The following is a 23,756-nucleotide window of genomic DNA, read 5'->3' as shown; positions in this document are numbered from 1 at the left end:
CGCCTGGGCAAAATACTTTGCCGGCATACGCACGACTGCTAGCATGCATGTGAAGTGTTAGGTTTTGTTGCGCCTATGGGTGTTTCACGAGAGGCCAATCTTGATCTCAATGGGGTCTTTGTTTAATCGCCAGTCGGCGCCCCTGTTGGGTATCGACATCAGCTCATCCAGCGTGAAGCTGGTGGAGCTCGGCCGCGATAAATCCGGTGCCGTCGTGCTGGAGCGCTGCGCTATCGAGCAGCTGGAGCGCGGATGGATCATCGACGGCAATATTGAAAAGTTCGACGAGGTGGCCGAGGCATTGCGCCGCGTTGTGAAGAAGAGCGGTACGCGCACCAAGAACGTGGCCCTCGCGCTGCCGCCATCTGCCGTGATCACCAAGCGGATTTCGCTGCCGGGCGGCATGTCCGAGCAGGAGCTGGAAGTGCAGGTCGAGTCGGAGGCGAACCAGTACATCCCCTTTTCCCTGGACGAAGTGAGCCTCGATTTCTGCGTCGTCGGGCCCAGCAAGAGCATGCCCGGTGATGTGGATGTGCTCATCGCCGCCTCACGTCGCGAGAAGGTGCAGGACCGTCAGGGCCTGGCGGAGGCCGCGGGCCTCAAGCCGGTCATCGTGGACATCGAATCCCACGCATCCCGTCTGGCGGCTGGCCGATTGATCGAATCCTTGCCTGGCGGAGGCAAGGACGCGCTGGTGGCGCTCTTCGAGGTCGGCGCGCTCACCACGAGTCTGCAGGTGATCCGCAATGAAGAGGTGGTTTACGACCGCGACCAGGCCTTTGGTGGCGCGCAACTCACCCAGCTGATCGTCCGTCAATACGGTTTCTCGCACGAAGAGGCCGAAAGCAAGAAGCGCAGCGGCGATCTACCCGAAGACTATGCTGCAGCGGTACTGCGCCCCTTCGTGGAAAGCATGGCTCACGAAATCAGCCGGGCTCTGCAGTTCTTCTTTACCAGCACGCCGCACAACCGCGTCGACCACATCCTCCTGGCCGGCGGCTCTGCTCCCCTGCCTGGCCTGACCGAAGCGGTTGTCAAGACGTCTGGTTTCACCTGTTCGACCGTCAATCCCTTCGACGGCATGGAAATCGGTAGCGGCGTGCGCGTCAAGAAGATGCTGCGTGAGGCTCCGTCGTACCTCACCTCCTGTGGCCTGGCCATGCGGAGGTTCCTGCAGTGATCCTGATCAATCTACTCCCTCATCGGGAAGCCGCCCGCAAGCGGCGGCGCGAGGCCTACCAGGCCACCATGGTGGCTTCCGCGATGCTGGGGCTCCTCATTGCCGGGCTCATCTACTGGTGGTTCCAGATGATGATTTCCGACCAGCAGGGGCGTAATGCGTTCCTGAAGCGTGAGATCGCCGTGCTGGAAGGGCAGATCAAGGAAATCGCCACGCTCGAAGGCGAGATCACCGCACTGCGGGCCCGCCAAAAGGCGGTGGAGGACTTGCAGTCCGACCGCAACCTTCCTGTGCATCTGCTCAACGAGCTGGTCAAGCAATTGCCCGATGGTGTCTATATCACCAGCCTCAAGCAGGAGGGCGAGATGGTGACCATGCAGGGCATGGCGCAGTCCAATGAGCGCGTTTCGGAAATGCTGCGCAATTTCACCGACAACACGCCCTGGTTCAGCAAGCCTGAACTGATCGAGATCGTGGCGGCCAATGTGGCTTTGACGCCGCGCGACCAGCGGCGTGTGGCTTCGTTCACCCTTCGTTTTCGTCTGGTGCGCAGCAGCGAAGTGCAGAAGACGGCGGCCGCAACGCAGCCGGACGCCGGTACGGCCAGGAAGTAAGCGCATGGTGACCTCCAAGAAGATTTCCAACGTCGACTTCGCCCAACTGCAGGATGTTTTGCGGCGCCAGTTCCAGAACCTCGACCCCAAGGATCCGTCCCGTTGGCCCATCGTGCCCCGGGTGCTGCTGTGCGTGGCTATCGCCGTGGGCGTCGCTGTGCTGCTCTGGTTCGTCAAGCTCAGCGACTACGAAGCCGAACTCGATGCGGAGCGTGCCACCGAGCAGACGCTGCGGGCCGACTACCAGGCCAAGCTGGTCAAGGCAGTGAACCTCGACGAACTGAAGAAGCAGCGTGAGCAGGTGCAGCAGTACGTGATACAGCTCGAAAAACAGCTGCCCAGCAAGGCCGAAATGTCCGCGCTGCTGTCTGACATCAACCAGGCCGGCCTTGGCCGCAGCCTTCAGTTCGAGCTGTTCCGTCCTGGGCAGGTCGTGGTACGTGACTATTACGCCGAATTGCCTATCGCGCTGCGCGTGACCGGCAAGTACCACGACATTGGCGCCTTCGCCGCGGACGTGGCCAACCTGTCGCGCATCGTGACCCTCAACAATCTGTCGATCGCGGCGTCCAAGGATTCGTCCGTGCTGACGATGGACGCCACAGCCCGGACGTTCCGGTATCTGGACGCCGACGAGATCCAGGCGCAGCGCAACGCAGCAGCAGGGAAGAAGAAATGACGTCTGCCCGCTGTCTGTCAGCCGTATTGCTCGCCTCCGTTTTTCTGGCTGGCTGCGGCCCTTCGGGCGAGGAGGAGCTCCGCACCTGGATGCAGGAACTGCGCGCCTCGATACGCCCTCGGGTGGTGCCGATCACCGAACCCAAGCAGTTCATTCCGCAGAACTATGTGGGCGAATCCGGCATGGATCCGTTCAATGTCGCCAAGCTCACCCAGGCCCTGCGGCGCGATTCCGCGCAGGTCAGTGCCGTCTCCTCTCTGGTGTCGCCGGAGATGGCGCGCCGCAAGCAGCCTCTGGAGGCCTATCCGCTGGATGCGATGACGATGGTCGGCAGCCTGAACAAGGCCGGCATGCCCACGGCCCTGCTGCGGGTCGAGAAACTGCTGTATCAGGTGCGGGTGGGCGACTACGTCGGTCAGAACTACGGGAAGATCGTGAAGATCACCGAAACGGGAATACAGATCCGAGAGATCGTGCAGGATGTGAGCGGCGACTGGGTCGAGCGCATGACCTCCCTGGATCTGCAAGAGGGAAAGAGGTAAGCAATGAACTACAAAAACCGCCCATGGCTCGGGTGTCTTCGCGCGGCGACCCTGATGGCAGGTGCGGCAGTCATGACGACCTTTGCTTACGCCAAGGGGACCATCGAATCCGTCACCGGCACCGTGCAAGGCGGCACGGAAACGGTACGCATCCAGTTGTCTGAACCTTTGGGCTCGGTGCCTACCGGGTTTTCGATCCAGTCGCCAGCCCGCATCGCGCTGGACTTTCCGGGCATCAGCAATGGCACGGGCCGCTCCCTCATCGATATCAACCAGGGCAACGTCAAGTCGGCCAATATCGTCGAGACCGGCGACCGTGCCCGGCTGGTTCTCAATCTGAAACAGCCGACCGCCTACCAGGCCGAGGTGCTGGGCAGTACGCTGCTGGTTCGGCTCTCTCCCGTGAATGCCACGCCCAGCATGACCCAGGCGGCGCCGGTCGTGTTCGCTGAGGATCGCAACAGCAACGTCCAGGCCCTGCGTGATCTGGACTTCCGCCGTGGCAGCGACGGCGCCGGGCGCGTCGTGGTCAGCCTGCCGAACAACCAGGTGGGTGTGGACCTGCGCCAGCAGGGCAAGTCGCTGGTGGTGGAGTTCATGCACTCGTCGCTGCCCGAGGGGCTGCGCCGCAGGCTGGATGTGACCGACTTCGGCACGCCTGTGCAGCTCATCACCGCATCGCAGCAGGGCGACCGTGTGCGTCTGGTGATCGACCCCATCGGTGACTGGGAGCACAGCGCCTACCAGAGCGACGGCCAGTTCGTCGTGGAAGTGCGCCAGAAGAAGGTGGACCTGAGCAAGCTCACGCAGGGCCCGGGCTACAGCGGCGAGAAGCTGTCGCTGAATTTCCAGAACATCGAAGTGCGTTCGCTGCTGCAGGTGATCGCCGACTTCACGAACTTCAACATCGTCACGTCGGACACGGTCACGGGCGCGCTGACCTTGCGTCTGAAGGACGTGCCCTGGGACCAGGCGCTGCAGATCATCATGGACGCCAAGGGGCTGGGCATGCGCAAGTCGGGCACGGTGCTCTGGATCGCGCCCAAGGATGAAATCGACGAGCGCACGCGCAAAGACTTCGAGGCCGCCCAGGCCATCCGCCGGCTGGAGCCCCTGCGCACGCAAGCCTACCAGCTCAACTACGCCAAGGCGGCTGACATGGTGACCCAGCTGTCCACCAGCAACAGCTCGGGGGGCGTGGGCGCCTCCGGCCAGAGCAACCGCTTCCTGTCCGAGCGCGGCAGCGCCCTGGCCGAACCGCGCACCAATCAGCTCTTCGTGACCGACACCCCTTCCAAGCTGGAAGAAGTGCGTCTGCTGCTGCAGACGCTGGATGTGCCGGTGCGGCAGGTGATGATCGAGGCGCGCATCGTCGAGGCGCGTGACTCCTTCGGTCGTTCCCTGGGCGTGCGCCTGGGCGGTGGCGATCTGCGCGCGAACCGCGGCGGCGATGGCGGCTACGGCATCGGCGGCAACAGCCGTGTGGCTGTGGGCACGGGGTACTCCAACGCCATCAATTCGACGGGTTTCGGCTCAGCGGTGGACGTGGGGGGCAACTTCGTCAACCTGCCGGCCTCGGTGGCCGGTGTCTCCAGCGTGGGTACATTCGCGCTGTCGATCTTCAATTCGGCCGCCAATCGCTTCCTGGCGCTTGAGCTCTCCGCCATGGAGGCCGATGGGCAGGGCAAGATCGTTTCCAGCCCGCGGCTGATCACGGCCGACCAGACCAAGGCGCTGATCGAGCAGGGTACCGAATACCCGTATTCGGTCACGGCACCCAACGGTGCCACGACCATCGCCTTCAAGAAGGCTGTCCTGAAGCTGGAAGTGGTGCCGCAGATCACGCCGGAGGGCAACATCATCCTGGACCTGGATGTGAACAAGGACAGCCGCGGTGAGAGCACGACCCAGGGCGTGGCCATCGACACCAAGCACATCAAGACCCAGGTGCTGGTCGAGAACGGCGGCACCGTGGTGATCGGCGGTATCTTCGAAATGGAAGAGACCAACCAGGAAAACAAGATCCCGGTGCTGGGGGATGTCCCCGTCGTGGGCAACCTTTTCAAGAACCGCACGCGGTCGTCCACCAAGCGGGAGATGCTGGTGTTCATCACGCCTAAGGTGATTTCTGACAAGGGACCGGTTCGGTAATAAGAGGGGAAAAGAGAATGAAAAAGCTGGTGAATGGTCTTTTGAGTCTGTTGCTCGCAGTTGCACTGGCTGCTTGTGGCGGCGGCGGCGGCAATCCGGGGACCACGGGCAATGGTGGTGGGGGCAGCGGCGGTTCTGGTGGTACGGGCGGCTCGCCCTCAATCCCTACGACGCCGGCTCCCGCGCTGTCGATCAGCGTGAAGTTGGTCAATGCCTCTGGCCAGACCGTGACCAGCATCACTGCAGGCGGCGCTTTTCAGGTCAGCGCCAATGTGACGGACCAGAATGGCGCCGTGGTCAGCAACCGTGCTGTCACCTTTGCAGTCAACAACGCCGCCGTCGCAGTGCTGCCGCAGACGACCGCATTGACCGATGCATCGGGCAATGCCAGTGTACCCATCAACGCTGCATCGTTCGTTGCGGCGGGTGCGGCCACCGTAACAGCTTCGGCGCAATTGGCGTCTGGTTCCGGCACGGCCGTGACGGGCCAAGGCTCTACGGATTTTGCTGTGGCTGCAGCGGGACTGTCGCTGTCACCGCTGTCCATTGGCAACTCCAGCCTGGATGCAGCCGGGAACACTTCGATTGCCGTCACTGCACTGGTGAACAACGCGCCCCTTACGGGAACTCCGGTCAATGTGGCGTTCTCCGCATCGTGCGGTCGCATCAATGGCAACAGCGCCTCGGGTGGGGGCGTGAGCGCCACGACCAACGGCAGCGGGGTGGCGTCGGCGAACTACACGGCCGTCAACGCGGATGGCTCGTTGTGCAGCGGCAGTGTCATCATTTCCGCTACCAGCCCGGGCGCGACTACGCGCACTGCTTCGATCAATGTCGCTGCGCCCGTTGCCAATGCGATTGCCTTCGTCAGTGCTGCGCCCAGCCAGGTGTTCATCGCAGGATCGGGCGGGGTCGAGCAGACGACGGTAACGTTCAAGGTGTTTGCCGCATCCAGTACGCCTTTGCCCGGCGCCAGTGTGGTCTTCAGCATCCAGCAAAATCCTGGTGGCGTGGGGCTGAATGCCTCTGGCTCGACGGCCAGCGTGACCGGTACCACCGATCAATCGGGCTTGGTGTCGATTTCGGTGTTCTCGGGCACGATTCCCGGACCGATCAAGGTGCGTGCCAGTTTGGCCTCTACGCCTACTGTGTTTGCCGAAACGCAGAACCTCACCGTGGCTTCGGGCCCACCATCGCAGCGCTTCATGAGCCTGTCGGTCAGCAGTTCCAATATCGAAGGGTGGGAGTTGGATGGAATCCCCACCACCTTGACCGTCCGGATCGCTGACCGCCAGGGCAATGCCGTGGCCGATGGCACGGTAGTGAACTTCACTACGGAGGGGGGGCAAGTGTCCAACAGCTGCGCCACGACCACCGTCAACAAGATCTCTTCGTGCTCGGTGAACTTCATCAGCCAGAACCCACGTCCAGCCGGTGGCCGTGTCTCCGTGATCGCTTTTCTCGACGGCACCAAGGACTACGACGACCTGAACGGCAACAACATCTATGACCCGGGTATCGATAGCCTCAAGCAGTTGGGCGACGCTTACCGCGATGACAATGAGAACAACGCATTCGATTCCGGTGAGTTCTTTGTCTCCGGTGGCGGAGCGCTCGCTTGCACGGGATCGGGTGGGCTCTTCCCTTCGCGCGCAGACACCTGCAGTGCAGGCTTGAGGGCGACGGTGCGTCAGGCCGCTGTGCTCTTGTTCGCTTCGTCTAAGCCCACTCTCTCTGGTATCTCGGCTAATTCTTCAAGTATCAGCTTCATGTTGGGTAGCGAGGCCAACCCGTTGCTCCCGATGCCTGTGGGTACGGTCATCACGGCAGTTCCGGTGGCCGATGGCTGTTCCGTGGGTGATATCGGTGGTTCTCCCGTTGCCAATGTGGTCCCCGCTCCGGGTAGTCCGAATCAGGATCTGAAAACGAAGGTGTCGATCGGCTTGAAGGGCTGCGCCTCTGGGCAGAAGGTGATTGTCAAGATCGCCGCTCCCAGCGGCTTGGTGGCCTCTCAGACAGTGATATTGAACTGAGCGAATGCGCACGCTTCGAGTGCGGTGTTCTGCAGGTGGTATGGCTCTGATGTCCATCCACCTGCAGTAGCCGATTGTTCGAGCAAGCAGCTGAAGTGCAGAAGCCTCTTGCCGTGAGATGCCGATAGACTCGGCGTCATGACCTCTGTCACCTCTATTCAATCGCGTGGCGTGAAATCTGCCAGCGTGTCGGCTGATTCCAGCGAGTTGATCCTTTCCTCCGATCGGGCTAGCTTGTCCTCTGCGGGCCTGGCACACGACACGGTCGCTATCGACCTCGGAGACCGCAGCTACCAGATCGCCATCGGCGCTGGCCTGCTCGATGCGCCTGACACGTTCGCTGGCCTGCCCCAGGTCAGCACTGCCGTCATCGTCACCAACGACACCGTGGCACCGCTCTATGCCGAGCGCCTGGCCAGTGTGCTGCAAGGCCGGCACGCGCAGGTGCATCAGGTCGCGCTGCCGGATGGCGAAGAACACAAGCACTGGCCGGTACTGAACCTCATCTTCGACGCCCTGCTCACCCACGGCTGCGACCGCAAGACCGTGCTCTATGCGCTGGGTGGGGGGGTGGTCGGCGATATGACCGGTTTCGCTGCCGCCTCGTACATGCGCGGCGTGCCCTTCGTGCAGGTGCCGACCACGCTGCTGGCGCAGGTGGATTCGTCGGTGGGTGGCAAGACGGCGATCAACCATCCGATGGGCAAGAACATGATCGGCGCCTTCTACCAGCCGCAGCTGGTGGTGTGCGATCTCTCCACGCTCGATACGCTGCCCGAGCGGGAGATGTCCGCAGGTCTCGCCGAGATCATCAAGTACGGCCCCATCGCCGACATGGCGTTCATGGACTGGCTGGAAGGCTCCATCGAGGCCTTGCGCGCCCGCGATCCCGGCGCGCTGGCCCATGCGGTGCGGCGCAGCTGCGAGATCAAGGCGCAGGTGGTGGGCCTGGACGAGCGCGAGTCGGGCCTGCGCGCGATCCTCAACTTCGGCCACACCTTCGGCCATGCGATCGAGGCCGGCATGGGCTACGGCAACTGGCTGCATGGCGAGGGCGTGGGTGCGGGCATGGTGATGGCGGCGGAGCTGTCGCACCGGCTGGGCCTGGTGGATGCCGCCTTCGTCCAGCGGCTGCGCGCGCTCATCGCGCGGGCGGGGCTGCCGGTCCGCGGTCCGGTGATCGATGCCGAGGACAACGCCGGGCGCTACCTCGCGTGGATGCGCGGCGACAAGAAGTCCGAAGCTGGCGAGATCCGCTTCGTGCTGATCGACGGCCCGGGCCGGGCGGTGATGCGGGCCGCGCCCGACGCCCTGGTGCGCGAGGTCATCGACGCCTGCTGCGCCTGACCCGGGGCTGCAGCTTCTTCCCGTTCATCACTGCTCCTGCCCCAAGCTGGCATGCACTGCTATTGAAAAAATAGCAGTATGCGCAGATAGGGTGAGCGCTCCAGGCCCATTCGATGCAAGAACTGCCCCTCGCCCCCTACGCCTGCGACCCTGCGCGCAGCCGGGGCCGCCGCTTTCCCGAAGCCGCCGCGCCCACGCGCACCGAATACCAGCGCGACCGGGACCGCATCGTGCATTCGTCGGCCTTCCGGCGTCTGGTCTACAAGACCCAGGTGTTCCTCAACCACGAGGGCGACATGTTCCGCACGCGGCTCACGCACTCGCTGGAGGTGGCGCAGCTGGCCCGCTCCATCGCCCGGTCGCTGCACATCAACGAAGACCTGGTGGAGGCGATCTCGCTCGCGCACGACCTGGGCCACACGCCGTTCGGCCATGCGGGGCAGGACACGCTCAACGAATGCATGGCCGATCACGGCGGCTTCGAGCACAACCTGCAGAGCCTGCGCGTGGTGGATGCGCTGGAAGAGCGCTACCCCGCCTACGACGGCCTGAACCTCACGTTCGAGACGCGCGAAGGCATCCTCAAGCACTGCTCGCGCAAGCATGCCGAGCAGATCGAGGCGCGCGAGCCCGGCGGCGTGGGCCAGCGCTTCCTGCTGCGCCAGCAGCCAGCGCTGGAGGCGCAGCTGTGCAATCTGGCTGACGAGATCGCCTACAACGCGCACGACATCGACGACGGCGTGCGCTCCGGCCTCATCACCATGGAGCAGCTTGAAGGCGTGCCGCTCTTCGACCGCTACCGCGCTCAGGCGCTGGCCGAGCACCCGCACCTGGATCAGCCCGCCCACCGCCGCCGCTGGCTCAACGAAGCCATCCGCCGCATGCTGAGCGACCAGGTCTATGACGTGATCGCCACCACCCGCGCCGCGCTGGCCGAGTGTGCGCCGGCCGATGCCGATGCGGTGCGCCAGGCCGGCCGGCCGCTGGTGGGCTTCAGCGAGGGCATGCGGGCCGAGTCGCAGACGCTCAAGCGCTTTCTCTTCAGCCAGCTCTACCGCCATCCGCAGGTCATGCAGACCACGCGGCAGGCGCAGCAGGTGGTGCGCGAGCTGTTCGCCATCTACCTACAGCGCCCGCAGGAGATGAAGCCCGCCTTCGCCGCCCGCGCGGCGCAGGCGATAGCCGAGGGCGCCACGGAGCGCCAGGCCCGCACCGTGGCGGACTTCGTGGCCGGCATGACCGACCGCTTTGCCGGCAGCGAGCACCAGCGGCTCACGGGCCAGCGCCTGGTGGGCTGATCGGTATGGGGTAGGGGGTGGGGCAGGGCGGTGCGCTCGTGTGCCGCTGCCTGCCTTTGCGGGGCGCGGCACAGGCCTGCCCAACCCTGCCGACGGGCAAATCCCTAAAATGGGCGGCCGCGCTGAGAAGCCTCGTCTTTTCGCGCTTTTTTCTTTTGCGCCTTCGCGTTCCCTGCCCGCCCCACGCCATGACAGCCACACCCACGCCCACTCCTTTGCCCACCGTGACTCCCAGCCACTCCGCCGATGACGAGGTGGTGGTGCAGGACACCATCCGCTGGCTGGAGCGCGCCGTCATCGGCCTGAACCTCTGCCCCTTCGCCAAGGGCGTGCACACCAAGGGGCAGATCCACTACGTCGTCAGCGCGGCCACCGATGCGCGCGAACTGCTCGAAGAGCTGCAGCGCGAGCTGGAGGCGCTGGCCGAGATCTCGCCCGAGAAGCGCGACACCACGCTGCTGATGGCGCCGGACTGCATGGCCGACTTCCTGGACTTCAACGACTTCCTGGGCCTGGCCGACGATCTGGTCGATGCGATGGACCTGGGCGGCATCCTGCAGGTGGCCTCCTTCCATCCGCAGTTCCAGTTCGAAGGCACGGCGGTGGACGACGTGACCAACGCCACCAACCGCGCGCCCTATCCCACGCTGCACCTGCTGCGCGAGGAAAGCATCGACCGCGCCGTGGAGGCCTTCCCCGAGGCCGAGGCCATCTTCGAGCGCAACATCGACATGCTGGAAGAACTCGGCGCCGAAGGCTGGGCCGCGCTGGACGTGGGCCCGCGCCGCTGCCCGGCGCATGCCGCGGGCACGCCCGCGAAGGGCGGCGCATGAAGCGCGCAGCCTCCCACAAGCCCGCCCGCCCCGGTGCCGCTGACGCGCTGGACGCCGCTCTGCAGGCCGAGCTGAGGCCCGGCCAGTCCATTGAGCTGCTGAAGGAGTTGCACATCCTCACGCGCGACGGCCGGCTCAACCAGGATTCGCGCCGCAAGCTCAAGCAGGTCTATCACCTGTTCCAGTTCATCGAGCCGCTGCTGCAGGACCTGTCCCGCCCGGCCGATGGTGCCAATGAGCCCGGCACCGCGGGCCCGACGCTGGCCGACCACGGTGCGGGCAAGTCGTACCTGGGCTTCATCCTCTACGACCTCTATTTCAAGGCGCTGGGCCAGGGCCACATCTACGGTATCGAGACGCGGGCCGAGCTCGTGCAGCGCTCGCGCGAACTGGCCGAGCGGCTGGGTTTCGGCCGGATGTCGTTCCTCAACCTGTCGGTGGCCGAATCGGCCGACGCGGCCGAGCTGCCGGCGCGCATCGACGTGGTGACGGCCCTGCATGCCTGCGACACCACCACCGACGACGCCATCGCCTTCGGGCTGCAAAAGCGCGCCCGCGCCATGGTGTTGGTGCCTTGCTGCCAGGCCGAAGTGGCCGCCTGCCTGCGACAGGGCAAGGTGCTGCAGCTCACGCGCACGCCGCTGGCCGAGCTGTGGCGTCACCCCCTGCACACCCGTGAGCTAGGCAGCCAGGTCACCAACGTGCTGCGGTGCCTGTACCTCGAGGCCAACGGTTACCAGGTCACAGTGACCGAGCTCGTGGGGTGGGAGCACAGCATGAAGAACGAACTCATCCTTGCCCGTTATACCGGCCAGAAAAAGCGCAGCGCAGCAGAACGCTTGCGCGCACTGCTGGCAGAGTTCGGGCTGCAGTCGATGGAGGAGCTGCGTTATCCGGGCCTGCCGACCGCGTAGTCAGCGCACTGGGCACAGTGCCGCCACAGGGCCCGGCCCTGCGGCGGCGCTGCCGATCAGCTCTGCGGTGGGTCCTTGGAGCGCGTCTTGCTGACGGCGCTGAAGATGCCGATGCCGAGCAAGATCAGCGCGCCGATGCCGATGTAAACCTGGGGTATTCCGGCGGTCACGGCCGCCCAGATCACGCCGGCAAGGAAGATCAGGAAGCCGAGCATGTAAAGTGCAAAAGACATGGGGTCCTTTCCGTGTTGTTGCTTCTGCCCGCATGGTCTCCGCTCAATGCTGCGTGCGATGTCGTCCCGCGGTACGCTCGTGTGTCGGACAATCCCAACAGCCACCCCGAGATCTACCTACCCATGGCCCGCCTGCCCCGCCTGACCTTGCCGGGTCATCTGCACCATGTCATCCAGCGGGGCAACAACCGCCAGCTGATCTTCGTGGACCGCGAAGACTTCGAGACCATGCTCGCCCTGCTGGCGGACAACGCGCAGCGCCACGCGGTCGCCGTCCATGCCTACGTGCTCATGGACAACCACTTTCATCTGGTGGCCACGCCTTCCACTGCAGAGGGCCTGCCGCAGATGATGCAGGCGGTGGGGCGCCGCTATGTGCAGTACTTCAACCGCCGGCACGGCCGCACCGGCACGCTGTGGGAGGGCCGCTACCGCTCCACGGTGCTGCAGCCCGAGCGGTACCTGCTGGCCTGCATGGTGTACCTCGACCTGAATCCTGTCCGGGCTGGCGCCGTAGCGCAAGCCGTCGACTACCCGTGGTCCAGCCATGCGCACTGGCTGGGACTGCGGGCGGACCGTTTGCTGACCCCGCACGCGCTGTACTGGGCGCTGGGCAATACGCCGTTCGCGCGGGAAGCGGCCTATGGCGCTGCAGTGCACGCGGGCATCAGTTCGAGGGAGCAAGTGGCGTTGACCACATCGGCCCTGAGCGGATGGGCTTTGGGCGACCCGGAATTTGTCGCCGAATTGCAAAAGCAGACGCCGCGCCGCGTGGTCCGCGGCACGGCCGGGCGCCCGGCCTTGCCTCGGACTTTAGAAGACATTTAGGCTGCGCAGCTTGATCCGTGTGCGCTTTTTGCTATTGTTTTTGATGTGTCCCTGATAAGTTTTGCATTTAGTTTTCGTGTCAATAAATAGGAATCTGACCCTAATTAATATTCTTGCGCCGCATGTTGCAATGCACTAATCTCCAATTCCCTGCGAAAAACATGAGGAAGTGCGCCATGACCACGACGGCCACCGAGATCCAGCATCTGCAACAACACGGTTTGTATTCTTCCGATCAGGAGCACGACGCGTGCGGCCTGGGCTTCGTGGCCCATATCAAGGGCGTGAAGCGTCACGACATCGTGACCCAGGCGTTGAAGATCCTGGAGAACATCGACCACCGCGGCGCCGTGGGCGCCGACAAGCTGATGGGCGATGGCGCGGGCATCCTGATCCAGATCCCCGACGCGCTCTACCGCGAAGAGATGGCCAAGCAGGGCGTTACGCTGCCGCCTGCGGGCGAATACGGCGTGGGCATGATCTTCCTGCCCAAGGAGCACGCCTCGCGTCTGGCCTGCGAGCAGGAGATGGAGCGCGCCATCAAGGCCGAAGGCCAGGTGCTGCTGGGCTGGCGCGACGTGCCGGTGAATGTGGACATGCCCATGTCGCCCACCGTGCGCACCAAGGAGCCCATCCTGCGCCAGGTGTTCATCGGCCGCGGCAACGACGTGATCGTCCAGGACGCGCTGGAGCGCAAGCTCTACGTGATCCGCAAGACGGCCAGCGCCAACATCCAGGCGCTCAAGCTCAAGCACAGCAAGGAATACTACGTTCCCAGCATGTCCAGCCGCACCGTGGTCTACAAGGGCCTGCTGCTGGCCGACCAGGTGGGCACTTATTACCTGGACCTGCAGGACGAGCGCTGCGTCTCGGCCATCGGCCTGGTGCACCAACGCTTCTCGACCAACACCTTCCCGGAATGGCCGCTGGCCCACCCGTACCGCTATGTGGCGCACAACGGTGAAATCAACACCGTCAAGGGCAACTACAACTGGATGAAGGCCCGCGAAGGCGTGATGGCCTCGCCCGTGCTGGCCGCCGACCTCAAGAAGCTCTACCCCATCAGCTTCGCTGGCCAGTCCGACACCGCCACGTTCGACAACTGTCTCGAACTGCTCACCATGGCCGGCTACCCCATCAGCCAGGCTGTGATGATGATGATCCCCGAGCCGTGGGAACAGCACACCACCATGGACGAGCGCCGCCGCGCCTTCTATGAATACCACGCCGCGATGATGGAACCCTGGGACGGCCCGGCCTCCATCGTGTTCACCGACGGCCGCCAGATCGGCGCCACGCTGGACCGCAACGGCCTGCGCCCCTCGCGCTACTGCATCACCGACGATGACCTGGTCGTGATGGCCTCGGAATCGGGCGTGCTGCCCATCCCCGAGAACAAGATCGTGCGCAAGTGGCGCCTGCAGCCCGGCAAGATGTTCCTGATCGATCTCGAGCAGGGCCGCATGATCGACGACGACGAGCTCAAGGCGAACATCGTCAACACCAAGCCCTACAAGCAGTGGATCGAGAACCTGCGCATCAAGCTCGATAACGTGGGCGCTGATGTGCCGGCCGTTCCGCTGGCCGCCGACCTGCCGTTGCTGGAGCGGCAGCAGGCCTTCGGCTACACGCAGGAAGACATCAAGTTCCTGATGGCTCCCATGGCCCGCAATGGCGAAGAAGGCATCGGCTCCATGGGCAACGACAGCCCGCTGGCCGTGCTCTCGGGCAAGAACAAGCCGCTCTACAACTACTTCAAGCAGCTGTTCGCACAGGTGACCAACCCGCCGATCGACCCGATCCGCGAGGCCATCGTGATGTCGCTCAACAGCTTCATCGGTCCCAAGCCGAACCTGCTGGACATCAACCAGATCAACCCGCCGATGCGGCTCGAAGTGGCCCAGCCCATCCTGGACTTCGCCGGCATGGCCAAGCTGCACGACATCGGGCGGCACACCCAGGGCAAGTTCAAGAGCGTGGTGATCGACATCACCTACCCGCTGAGCTGGGGCCGCGAAGGCGTCGAAGCCAAGCTTGCTTCGCTGTGCGCGCAGGCGGTGGACGCCATCAAGGGCGGCGCCAACATCCTCATCATCAGCGACCGCAAGGTGAGCGCCACGCAGGTGGCGATTCCCGCGCTGCTGGCACTGTCGGCCATCCATCAGCACCTGGTGGGCGAAGGCCTGCGCACCACGGCTGGCCTGGTGGTCGAGACCGGCACCGCCCGCGAGGTGCACCATTTCGCCGTGCTGGCCGGCTACGGCGCCGAAGCCGTCCACCCCTACCTCGCCATGGAAACCCTGGCCGAGATGCACAAGGACATGCCCGGCGACCTGTCGCCGGACAAGGCCATCTACAACTACGTCAAGGCCATTGGCAAGGGCCTGTCGAAGATCATGTCCAAGATGGGCGTGAGCACCTACATGAGCTACTGCGGCGCGCAGCTGTTCGAGGCCATCGGCCTGAACACAGAGACCGTGGGCAAGTACTTCACCGGCACGGCCAGCCGCGTGGAAGGCATCGGCGTGTTCGAGATCGCCGAGGAAGCCATCCGCATGCACAAGGCCGCCTTCGGTGACGACCCGGTGCTGGAAACCATGCTGGACGCCGGCGGCGAATACGCCTGGCGCGCCCGTGGCGAAGAGCACATGTGGAGCCCCGACGCCATCGCCAAGCTGCAGCATTCCACGCGTGCCAACAACTGGAACACGTACAAGGAATACGCGCAGATCATCAACGACCAGAGCCGCCGCCACATGACGCTGCGGGGCCTGTTCGAGTTCAAGTTCGACCCGGCCAAGGCCATTCCGGTCGATCAGGTCGAGCCCGCCAAGGAGATCGTCAAGCGCTTCGCCACCGGCGCCATGTCGCTGGGCTCCATCTCCACCGAGGCGCACGCCACGCTGGCCGTGGCCATGAACCGCATCGGCGGCAAGAGCAACACGGGCGAGGGCGGCGAAGACGCGGCCCGCTACCGCCAGGAACTCAAGGGCATCCCGATCAAGCAGGGCGACACGCTCAAGAGCGTGATCGGCGCCGAGAACGTCGAGGTCGATCTGCCCCTGCTGGACGGCGACTCGCTGCGCTCGCGCATCAAGCAGGTGGCGTCGGGTCGCTTCGGCGTCACGGCCGAATACCTGTCGTCGGCCGACCAGATCCAGATCAAGATGGCGCAGGGCGCCAAGCCCGGCGAAGGCGGCCAGCTGCCCGGCGGCAAGGTGTCCAACTACATCGGCAAGCTGCGCCACAGCGTGCCGGGGGTGGGCCTCATCTCGCCCCCGCCGCACCACGACATCTATTCCATTGAGGATCTGGCCCAGCTGATCCACGACCTGAAGAACGTGGCGCCTCACGCCAGCATCAGCACCAAGCTGGTGTCCGAAGTGGGCGTGGGCACCATCGCTGCCGGCGTGACCAAGTGCAAGAGCGACCACCTGGTGATCGCCGGCCATGACGGCGGCACGGGCGCATCGCCCTGGTCGTCCATCAAGCATGCGGGCGGCCCGTGGGAGATCGGCCTGGCCGAAACCCAGCAGACTCTGGTGCTGAACCGCCTGCGCGGTCGCGTGCGGGTGCAGGCCGACGGCCAGATGAAGACCGGCCGCGACGTCGCCATCGGCGCGCTGCTGGGCGCCGACGAATTCGGCTTCGCCACCGCGCCGCTGGTGGTCGAGGGCTGCATCATGATGCGCAAGTGCCACCTCAACACCTGCCCGGTGGGCGTGGCCACGCAGGACCCGGAGCTGCGCAAGAAGTTCTCGGGCAAGCCCGAGCACGTGGTGAACTACTTCTTCTTCGTCGCCGAGGAAGTCCGCCAGATCATGGCGCAACTGGGCATCGCCAAGTTCGACGACCTGATCGGCCGTGCCGACCTGCTCGACGTGCGCGCCGGCATCGCCCACTGGAAGGCCCGCGGCCTGGACTTCAGCCGCCTGTTCGCGCAGCCCAACGTGCCGGCCGACGTGCCGCGCTTCCATGTCGATGTGCAGGACCACAACATCGAGCACACGCTGGACCGCAAGCTGATCGAGCGCAGCCGCCCCGCCATCGACAAGGGCGAGCGCGTGCAGTTCATCGAGGTGGCGCGCAACGTGAACCGCTCCGTGGGCGCCATGCTCTCGGGCGAGGTCACCCGCTCGCATCCCGAAGGCCTGCCTGACGACACCATCCGCATCCAGCTCGAAGGCACGGGCGGCCAGTCGTTCGGCGCGTTCCTGACGCGCGGCATCACGCTCTACCTGATCGGCGACGCCAACGACTACACCGGCAAGGGCCTCTCGGGTGGCCGCGTGGTGGTGCGCCCCAGCATCGACTTCCGCGGCGACACGGTGCGCAACACCATCGTCGGCAACACGGTGATGTACGGCGCCACCTCGGGCGAATCGTTCTTCAGCGGCGTGGCCGGCGAACGCTTCGCGGTGCGTCTCTCGGGCGCCTCCACGGTGGTGGAAGGCACGGGCGACCATGGCTGCGAATACATGACCGGCGGCACCGTGGTGGTGCTGGGCAAGACGGGCCGCAACTTCGCGGCCGGCATGAGCGGCGGCGTGGCCTACGTCTACGACGAGGACGGCCTCTTCGAGACGCGCTGCAACCTGTCCATGGTCAAGCTCGAACGCATCCTGCCAGCCGACGAGCAGGAGGCCACCGTCTCGCGCGGCATCTGGCACCGCGGCCAGACCGACGAAGCCCAGCTCAAGAAGATGCTGGAAGACCACAACCGCTGGACCGGCAGCAAGCGTGCGCGCGAGCTGCTGGACAACTGGGCGGCATCGCGGGCGAAATTCGTCAAGGTCTTCCCGACCGAGTACAAGCGCGCCCTGTCTGAAATCCATGAACGCAAGCTGCTGGAAGACCCGGCGACCCCCGCGGTCGCCCCGGCTTCCAAGAAGGAGGCTGTCGCCGCCAAGTAAAGGCCGGCCAGCCACGCGCGGCGGCCTCACCAGGCGAGCACCTCAGCCCGGCAGGCCGCGACCGACGCACAGCCCAGCATTCACAGACATCAGGACAGACATCATGGGAAAGACCACCGGCTTCATGGAATACGAGCGCATCGAAGAGGGCTACCGCCCGCCTGCCGAGCGCCTGAAGCACTACAAGGAATTCGTCATCGGCCTCGATGACGCGCAGGCCAAGATCCAGGGCGCGCGCTGCATGGACTGCGGCACGCCGTTCTGCAACAACGGCTGCCCGGTCAACAACATCATTCCGGACTTCAACGACTTGGTCTATCAGCAGGACTGGAAGAGCGCCATCGCCGTGCTGCACAGCACGAACAACTTCCCCGAGTTCACCGGCCGCATCTGCCCCGCGCCCTGCGAGGCCGCCTGCGTGCTGAATGTGAACGACGACGCGGTGGGCATCAAGTCCATCGAGCACGCCATCATCGACCGCGCCTGGGCCGAAGGCTGGGTCAAGCCGCTGCCGGCCAAGCACAAGACCGGCAAGAAGGTGGCCGTGGTGGGCTCCGGCCCCGCCGGCATGGCGGCCGCCCAGCAGCTGGCGCGCGCCGGCCACGACGTGACCCTCTTCGAAAAGAACGACCGCATCGGCGGCCTGCTGCGCTACGGCATCCCCGATTTCAAGATGGAGAAGTCGCACATCGACCGCCGCGCCGACCAGCTCAAGGCCGAAGGCGTGACCATCCGCACCGGCGTGTTCGTGGGCTCGGCCAAGGACGGCCTGGGCAAGGGTTCCAAGGTCACCAACTGGGCCAAGGAGACCATCACCCCCGAGCAGCTGCAGAAGGACTTCGACGCCGTGCTGCTGACCGGCGGCGCCGAGCAGAGCCGCGACCTGCCCGTGCCCGGCCGCGACCTGGATGGCATTCACTTCGCCATGGAGTTCCTGCCGCAGCAGAACAAGGTCAACGCGGGCGACAAGCTCAAGGGCCAGCTGCGTGCCGACGGCAAGCACGTCATCGTGATCGGCGGCGGCGACACCGGCAGCGACTGCGTGGGCACCAGCAACCGCCACGGCGCCGCCAGCGTCACGCAGTTCGAGCTGATGCCCCAGCCGCCCGAAGAAGAGAACCGCCCGCTGACCTGGCCCTACTGGCCGATCAAGCTGCGCACCAGCACCAGCCACGAAGAGGGCTGCGAGCGCGAGTTCGCCATCTCCACCAAGGAGTTCATTGGCGACAAGGGCAAGGTCACTGGCCTGAAGACCGTGCGCGTCGAGTGGAAGGACGGCAAGATGGTCGAGGTCGCTGGCTCCGAGCAGGTGCTCAAGGCCGACCTGGTGCTGCTGGCCATGGGCTTCGTGAGCCCGGTCGCCGCCGTGCTGGATGCCTTCGGCGTGGACAAGGACGCCCGTGGCAACGCCAAGGCCACCACCGAATTCGATGGTGGCTACCTCACCAACGTGCCCAAGGTGTTCGCCGCCGGCGACATCCGTCGCGGCCAGTCGCTGGTCGTCTGGGCCATCCGCGAAGGCCGCCAGGCCGCGCGTGCGGTGGACGAGTTCCTGATGGGCTATTCCGACCTGCCGCGCTGATTGGCGGCGTGGGCCGGCCCGGCTGGCCTTGCTGCCCACCAGGGCAGGACAGCGTGAAAAAGAGAACGGCGCCCGCGTGGCGCCGTTTTCCATGGCGCTCATCCATCCGGCATGTTTGCTATTGAATTGATAGCTATGTGCCTTGGTTCCACCTGCGCTGCAGGCCAAAAGGGCTTGAAGTCCCGGCGCGCTTGCGGCGCCCTGCGACAGCCCGCTGTCCGAGTGGGCGACAATACGGGTTCTCCCCCATCCGCATCCGCGCGAGCCGCCGCTCCTTCCGTCCGGCGCCGTGCGGTGTTTTTTTGCTTGCTGGAAACCGATTTGCCATGAAGAAGATCGCCGCCATTGCGCTGCTGTCCGTGGGTGCCTTGCTGGCCGCCTGCGGCAAGAACGAAACCGCCCAGACTCCTGCCGCCGCCGCGCCCGCGCCGGCCGCCGTCGCCAAGATCGTGGTGGGCCTGGACGACAACTTCCCGCCCATGGGCTTCCGCGACGACAAGAACCAGCTGGTCGGCTTCGACATCGACATGGCCCGCGAGGCCGCCAAGCGCATGGGTGTGGAAGTCGAATTCAAGCCCATCGACTGGAGCGCCAAGGAAGCCGAGCTGTCGGGCAAGCGCGTGGACGCGCTGTGGAACGGCCTGACCATCACCGACGAGCGCAAGCAGAACATCGCCTTCACCGCACCCTACATGGAAAACCACCAGATCATCGTGGTGCCTGCGCAGTCCGCCATCAAGACCAAGACCGATCTGGCCGGCAAGGTCGTCGGCGCTCAGGAAGGCTCCAGCGCGGTCGATGCCGTCAAGAAAGATGCTGCCGTGTTCAAGTCGTTCAAGGACTTCAAGACCTTTGGCGACAACGTGACCGCGCTGATGGACCTGTCCACCGGCCGCCTGGACGCCGTGGTGGTCGATGAAGTGGTGGGCCGCTACTACGTCGCCAAGAAGCCGCAGGACTACGCGGTGCTGCAGGACAACTTCGGCACCGAAGACTACGGCGTGGGCGTACGCAAGGACGACACCGCGCTGCAGGGCCGCCTGGACACGGCCCTGGCCGAGATGAAGAAGGACGGCGCGGCCGGCCGCATCGCCGAGCAGTGGTTTGGCAAGAACATCATCAAATAACTTCGGCGCATCCCCCTGAGCGGCTTCGCCGCTTCCCCCTTCCCTCGCCTCGCTGCGCGATGCGGGAAGGGGGACGCAGCCGGCGCGGCGGGGCGGCCCTTGCGCGGCTGCCGCTGGCCTTGGGCCGCGCCGGTTGCCGAGGCCTCGAGCCATGGCGGCCTCTGGCATCCTGACCATCATTCTTCTCGCAGATGGATTACGTTCTTTCCCTTCTGGGGCCGCTGGCGCAAGGCGCCACCGTCACCCTGAAGCTGTTTGTCATCACGCTGGCGCTGGCCGTGCCCCTGGGGCTGCTGCTGGCGCTGGCGCGCACGTCGAGCTGGCGCGTGCTGTCGGGCGTGGTCAACGGCTATATCTGGCTCATGCGCGGCACGCCGCTCATGCTGCAGATGCTGTTCATCTACTTCGCGCTGCCGTTCGTGCCGGTTATCGGCGTGCGGCTGCCCGACTTCCCGGCGGCGGTGGCGGCCTTCGCGCTGAACTACGCGGCGTATTTCGCGGAGATCTTCCGCGCCGGCATCCAGTCGGTGGACCGGGGCCAGTACGAGGCCGCCCGCGTGCTGGGCATGACCTACGGCCAGACCATGCGCCGCATCGTGCTGCCGCAGATGGTGCGCCGCGTGCTGCCGCCCATGAGCAACGAGACCATCACGCTGGTCAAGGACACCTCCCTCATCTACGTGCTGGCCCTGAACGACCTGCTGCGCGCCGCGCGCGGCTTCGTGCAGCGCGACTTCACGACCACGCCGTTCATCGTGGCGGCGGCCTTCTATCTCCTCATGACCCTGATGCTGACCTGGGGCTTCCAGCGGCTGGAGCGGCGCTATGCCAAGCACGACGACTGAAGACCGACGCGGCGCTGCGCCGATGATCGACGCCCGCGACATCCACAAGGCCTTCGGCGCCACGGAGGTGCTCAAGGGGGTGTCGCTGCAGCTGCGCCGGGGCGAGGTGGTGGCGGTGATCGGGCCTTCTGGCTCGGGCAAGAGCACCTTTTTGCGCTGCCTGAACCGGCTGGAGACCATCGACCGCGGCCACGTCGCCATCGCCGGCGAGGTGCTGGCCACCACCGGCGCGGATGGCCGCTGCAGCTACGCGCCCGAGGCCGAGCTGCGCCGCATCTGCCGCAAGACCGGCATGGTGTTCCAGCACTTCAACCTGTTCCCGCACCTGACCGTGCTGCAGAACGTGATCGAGGCGCCGATGGTGGTGCAGGGCGTGCCGCGCGACGCGGCCATCGCCCGCGCCGAGGCGCTGCTGGCGAAGGTGGGACTGGCCGAAAAGCGCCACAACTACCCGGCGCGCCTGTCGGGCGGACAGAAGCAGCGCGTGGCCATCGCCCGGGCGCTGGCCATGGAGCCGGAGATCATGCTGTTCGACGAGCCCACCTCGGCGCTCGACCCCGAGCTGACCGGCGAGGTGCTGCGCACCATGCGCGCCCTGGCCGACGAGCACATGACCATGCTGGTGGTCACGCACGAGATGGGCTTCGCCCGCGAGGTGGCGCACACGGCGGTGTTTATGGACCAGGGGCGCATCGTCGAATCCGGGCCGGCCGCATCGCTGTTCGCGGATCCGCAACAGCCGCGCACCCGCAGCTTCCTGCGCAGCATGCTGTGAAGGGCGCCGCCTTGCATGGCTCCAAAGGCCCGCTGGTGCCCGCGTTTGCAGGGCAGAGCGCTCACTTAACAATAGCGGTATGATGCCGTCGCTTTTGGCAAACATGCATGCATGTATGTTTGAGTTACCATCGTCCCACACGGCGCTTCAGCGCCAGCGGTGACAATCCGCCCGCACCGTTCCCATCCTCTTGCGTACCTATCGAATGCCTCCGTCCTCTGCCCTGGTCGAACTGCGCAACGTGACCTTCTCCTATGGAGACCGCGTCATCCTGCGCGACCTGTCGCTGTCGGTGCCTCGCGGCAAGGTGACGGCGCTCATGGGCGCCTCCGGCGGTGGCAAGACCACGGTGCTGCGCCTGATCGGCGGGCAGTACCGGGCCCAGCAGGGGGAGGTGCTGGTGGACGGCCAGGACGTGGGACGCATGGATGAGGCGCAGCTCTATGCTGCCCGCCGGCGCATGGGCATGCTGTTCCAGTTCGGGGCCCTGTTCACCGACATGGACGTGTTCGAGAACGTGGCTTTTCCCTTGCGCGAGCACACCGATCTGCAGGAAGAGCTGATCCGCGACATCGTGCTGATGAAGCTGCACGCCGTGGGGCTGCGCGGCGCGCGCGACCTCATGCCCAGCCAGATATCCGGCGGCATGGCCCGCCGCGTGGCACTGGCCCGCGCCATTGCGCTCGACCCGCAACTCATCATGTATGACGAACCCTTCGCAGGGCTGGACCCGATCTCGCTCGGCATCGCCGCGCAGCTCATCCGCGAGCTGAACGACGCCATGGGCCTCACCACCCTGGTCGTTTCGCACGACGTGGAGGAGACCTTCCGGGTCGCGGACCATGTCATCGTGCTCGGCCCCGGCATGGTGGCCGCCCAGGGCACGCCCGACGAGGTGCGCGCCAGCACCGACCCGCTGGTGCACCAGTTCGTGAACGCGCTGCCGACCGGGCCCGTGCCCTTCCACTATCCCGGCCCCAGCCTCTCTGAAGACTTCGGTCCCGTGGGCGGCCTGCCCGCAGGAGGTGCCCGATGAGCTGGTGGCGACCTTCCGACGTCGGCTATGCCGTGCGCTGCAAACTGGCCGATATCGGCATGGGCGCGCGCCTCTTCGTGCGCCTGTTGGGGCTGATCGGCGCCACGTTGCGCCGGCCCGGGCTGCTGCGCGATCAGATCCATTTCCTGGGCAACTACTCGCTGTCCATCATCGCGATGTCGGGCCTGTTCGTGGGCTTCGTGCTGGCGCTGCAGGGCCATAACGTGCTGCAGCGATACGGCTCGGCCAACGCGCTCGGCCTGGTGGTCACGTTGGGGCTGGTCCGCGAGCTGGGCCCGGTCGTGACCGCGCTGCTCTTCGCCGGCCGCGCCGGCACCTCGCTCACGGCAGAGATCGGCCTGATGCGTGCCGGCGAGCAACTCTCGGCCATGGAGATGATGGCGGTCGATCCGGTACGCCGCATTCTCGCGCCGCGTTTCTGGGGGGGCGTCATCGCCATGCCGCTGCTGGCGGCGGTGTTCAGCGCCGTCGGCGTCATTGGCGGTTGGATCGTCGGTGTGCTGCTGATCGGCGTCGATGCCGGCGCGTTCTGGGGCCAGATGCAAAGCGGCGTGGACGTGTTCAAGGACGTGGGCAACGGCGTCGTCAAGAGTCTGGTCTTCGGCGTGGCCGTGACCTTCATCGCCGTGCTGCAGGGTTTCGTGGCCAAGCCCACGCCCGAAGGCGTGTCGCGCGCCACGACGCGAACGGTGGTCATGGCCTCGCTCTCCGTGCTGGGCCTCGACTTCATTCTCACGGCCCTGATGTTCAGTATCTGATGGCTGCCGACCGCAGCGATCGCCAGCCTTCCAAGGAAATCAAAAAC

At 65.4% G+C, this 23,756-nt stretch carries 19 protein-coding genes; 18 read left to right on the top strand and 1 reads right to left on the bottom strand.

Features of this window, described 5'->3' with window-relative positions:
• The first annotated feature begins 100 nt into the window (after positions 1-100).
• From AC3A84_RS10705 to AC3A84_RS10660, 10 genes are all read left to right on the top strand, one after another.
• Positions 101-1,180 (top strand): pilus assembly protein PilM, encoded by a 1,080-nt coding sequence (locus tag AC3A84_RS10705; RefSeq protein ID WP_487969604.1) that lies wholly within the window; start codon positions 101-103, stop codon positions 1,178-1,180.
• The gene (locus AC3A84_RS10700) at positions 1,177-1,794 is read left to right on the top strand and encodes a PilN domain-containing protein (RefSeq protein WP_487969603.1); all 618 of its coding nucleotides are present in this window, start codon (positions 1,177-1,179) and stop codon (positions 1,792-1,794) included. The genes AC3A84_RS10705 and AC3A84_RS10700 overlap by 4 nt, the downstream gene beginning before the upstream one ends.
• 4 nt (positions 1,795-1,798) lie before the next feature.
• Positions 1,799-2,473: a type IV pilus inner membrane component PilO gene (locus tag AC3A84_RS10695; RefSeq protein ID WP_487969602.1), complete on the top strand. Its 675-nt coding sequence runs from the start codon at positions 1,799-1,801 to the stop codon at positions 2,471-2,473.
• Positions 2,470-3,015 carry a pilus assembly protein PilP gene (locus AC3A84_RS10690; protein ID WP_487969601.1) on the top strand — a complete coding sequence of 182 codons (546 nt, stop codon included), beginning with the start codon at positions 2,470-2,472 and terminating at the stop codon, positions 3,013-3,015. The genes AC3A84_RS10695 and AC3A84_RS10690 overlap by 4 nt, the downstream gene beginning before the upstream one ends.
• Positions 3,016-3,018: 3 nt before the next feature.
• On the top strand, positions 3,019-5,166 hold the full coding sequence (locus AC3A84_RS10685; protein ID WP_487969600.1) for a type IV pilus secretin PilQ: 2,148 nt from the start codon (positions 3,019-3,021) through the stop codon (positions 5,164-5,166).
• 17 nt (positions 5,167-5,183) lie between these two features.
• Positions 5,184-7,199, top strand: coding sequence for an Ig-like domain-containing protein (locus AC3A84_RS10680; RefSeq protein WP_487969599.1), 2,016 nt, complete (start codon positions 5,184-5,186; stop codon positions 7,197-7,199).
• A gap of 138 nt (positions 7,200-7,337) precedes the next feature.
• A complete protein-coding gene (gene aroB, locus AC3A84_RS10675; RefSeq protein WP_487969598.1) occupies positions 7,338-8,546 on the top strand; it encodes a 3-dehydroquinate synthase in 1,209 nt (402 codons plus the stop codon).
• A gap of 113 nt (positions 8,547-8,659) precedes the next feature.
• Positions 8,660-9,844 carry a deoxyguanosinetriphosphate triphosphohydrolase gene (locus AC3A84_RS10670; RefSeq protein ID WP_487969597.1) on the top strand — a complete coding sequence of 395 codons (1,185 nt, stop codon included), beginning with the start codon at positions 8,660-8,662 and terminating at the stop codon, positions 9,842-9,844.
• A 188-nt stretch (positions 9,845-10,032) separates the two neighbouring features.
• The gene (locus tag AC3A84_RS10665) at positions 10,033-10,677 is read left to right on the top strand and encodes a DUF1415 domain-containing protein (RefSeq protein WP_487969596.1); all 645 of its coding nucleotides are present in this window, start codon (positions 10,033-10,035) and stop codon (positions 10,675-10,677) included.
• Entirely contained in the window at positions 10,674-11,591 is a 918-nt protein-coding gene (locus AC3A84_RS10660; RefSeq protein ID WP_487969595.1) for a class I SAM-dependent methyltransferase, read from the top strand. The genes AC3A84_RS10665 and AC3A84_RS10660 overlap by 4 nt, the downstream gene beginning before the upstream one ends.
• A 56-nt stretch (positions 11,592-11,647) precedes the next feature.
• On the opposite strand, the gene AC3A84_RS10655 is transcribed toward AC3A84_RS10660, so the two are convergent.
• On the bottom strand, positions 11,648-11,824 hold the full coding sequence (locus AC3A84_RS10655; RefSeq protein WP_487969594.1) for a hypothetical protein: 177 nt from the start codon (positions 11,822-11,824) through the stop codon (positions 11,648-11,650).
• A gap of 123 nt (positions 11,825-11,947) precedes the next feature.
• On the opposite strand from AC3A84_RS10655, the gene AC3A84_RS10650 reads away from it, so the two are divergent.
• From AC3A84_RS10650 to mlaE, 8 genes are all read left to right on the top strand, one after another.
• Complete coding sequence (locus AC3A84_RS10650) at positions 11,948-12,652, top strand: transposase (protein WP_487969593.1); 705 nt, start codon at positions 11,948-11,950, stop codon at positions 12,650-12,652.
• Between the two features lie 176 nt (positions 12,653-12,828).
• Complete coding sequence (locus tag AC3A84_RS10645; RefSeq protein ID WP_487969592.1) at positions 12,829-17,565, top strand: glutamate synthase-related protein; 4,737 nt, start codon at positions 12,829-12,831, stop codon at positions 17,563-17,565.
• 103 nt (positions 17,566-17,668) lie between these two features.
• Positions 17,669-19,147, top strand: a complete 1,479-nt coding sequence (locus AC3A84_RS10640) for a glutamate synthase subunit beta (RefSeq protein ID WP_487969591.1) — start codon at positions 17,669-17,671, stop codon at positions 19,145-19,147.
• Between the two features lie 326 nt (positions 19,148-19,473).
• Positions 19,474-20,274, top strand: a complete 801-nt coding sequence (locus AC3A84_RS10635; RefSeq protein ID WP_487969590.1) for an amino acid ABC transporter substrate-binding protein — start codon at positions 19,474-19,476, stop codon at positions 20,272-20,274.
• A 191-nt stretch (positions 20,275-20,465) separates the two neighbouring features.
• On the top strand, positions 20,466-21,119 hold the full coding sequence (locus AC3A84_RS10630; RefSeq protein WP_487969589.1) for an amino acid ABC transporter permease: 654 nt from the start codon (positions 20,466-20,468) through the stop codon (positions 21,117-21,119).
• On the top strand, positions 21,100-21,894 hold the full coding sequence (locus AC3A84_RS10625; RefSeq protein ID WP_487969588.1) for an amino acid ABC transporter ATP-binding protein: 795 nt from the start codon (positions 21,100-21,102) through the stop codon (positions 21,892-21,894). Before AC3A84_RS10630 ends, AC3A84_RS10625 begins: the two co-directional genes overlap by 20 nt.
• A 205-nt stretch (positions 21,895-22,099) precedes the next feature.
• Entirely contained in the window at positions 22,100-22,930 is an 831-nt protein-coding gene (locus tag AC3A84_RS10620) for an ABC transporter ATP-binding protein (protein WP_487969587.1), read from the top strand.
• On the top strand, positions 22,927-23,709 hold the full coding sequence (mlaE, locus tag AC3A84_RS10615; RefSeq protein ID WP_487969586.1) for a lipid asymmetry maintenance ABC transporter permease subunit MlaE: 783 nt from the start codon (positions 22,927-22,929) through the stop codon (positions 23,707-23,709). The genes AC3A84_RS10620 and mlaE overlap by 4 nt, the downstream gene beginning before the upstream one ends.
• Positions 23,710-23,756 lie beyond the last annotated feature (47 nt).

The sequence above is a fragment of the Paracidovorax sp. genome (assembly GCF_057642795.1).
Note: the sequence above shows the minus strand (reverse complement) of the source record. Positions and strands in the feature narration are given on the sequence as shown.

Coding starts and splice junctions, on each gene's coding strand:
- AC3A84_RS10645 (WP_487969592.1), top strand. CDS start 12,829: ATGACCACGACGGCCACCGAGATCCAGCATCTGCAACAACACGGTTTG.
- AC3A84_RS10625 (WP_487969588.1), top strand. CDS start 21,100: ATGCCAAGCACGACGACTGAAGACCGACGCGGCGCTGCGCCGATGATC.
- AC3A84_RS10650 (WP_487969593.1), top strand. CDS start 11,948: ATGGCCCGCCTGCCCCGCCTGACCTTGCCGGGTCATCTGCACCATGTC.
- AC3A84_RS10680 (WP_487969599.1), top strand. CDS start 5,184: ATGAAAAAGCTGGTGAATGGTCTTTTGAGTCTGTTGCTCGCAGTTGCA.
- AC3A84_RS10685 (WP_487969600.1), top strand. CDS start 3,019: ATGAACTACAAAAACCGCCCATGGCTCGGGTGTCTTCGCGCGGCGACC.
- AC3A84_RS10660 (WP_487969595.1), top strand. CDS start 10,674: ATGAAGCGCGCAGCCTCCCACAAGCCCGCCCGCCCCGGTGCCGCTGAC.
- AC3A84_RS10630 (WP_487969589.1), top strand. CDS start 20,466: ATGGATTACGTTCTTTCCCTTCTGGGGCCGCTGGCGCAAGGCGCCACC.
- AC3A84_RS10640 (WP_487969591.1), top strand. CDS start 17,669: ATGGGAAAGACCACCGGCTTCATGGAATACGAGCGCATCGAAGAGGGC.
- mlaE (WP_487969586.1), top strand. CDS start 22,927: ATGAGCTGGTGGCGACCTTCCGACGTCGGCTATGCCGTGCGCTGCAAA.
- AC3A84_RS10690 (WP_487969601.1), top strand. CDS start 2,470: ATGACGTCTGCCCGCTGTCTGTCAGCCGTATTGCTCGCCTCCGTTTTT.
- aroB (WP_487969598.1), top strand. CDS start 7,338: ATGACCTCTGTCACCTCTATTCAATCGCGTGGCGTGAAATCTGCCAGC.
- AC3A84_RS10655 (WP_487969594.1), bottom strand. CDS start 11,824: ATGTCTTTTGCACTTTACATGCTCGGCTTCCTGATCTTCCTTGCCGGC.
- AC3A84_RS10620 (WP_487969587.1), top strand. CDS start 22,100: ATGCCTCCGTCCTCTGCCCTGGTCGAACTGCGCAACGTGACCTTCTCC.
- AC3A84_RS10670 (WP_487969597.1), top strand. CDS start 8,660: ATGCAAGAACTGCCCCTCGCCCCCTACGCCTGCGACCCTGCGCGCAGC.
- AC3A84_RS10635 (WP_487969590.1), top strand. CDS start 19,474: ATGAAGAAGATCGCCGCCATTGCGCTGCTGTCCGTGGGTGCCTTGCTG.
- AC3A84_RS10695 (WP_487969602.1), top strand. CDS start 1,799: ATGGTGACCTCCAAGAAGATTTCCAACGTCGACTTCGCCCAACTGCAG.
- AC3A84_RS10665 (WP_487969596.1), top strand. CDS start 10,033: ATGACAGCCACACCCACGCCCACTCCTTTGCCCACCGTGACTCCCAGC.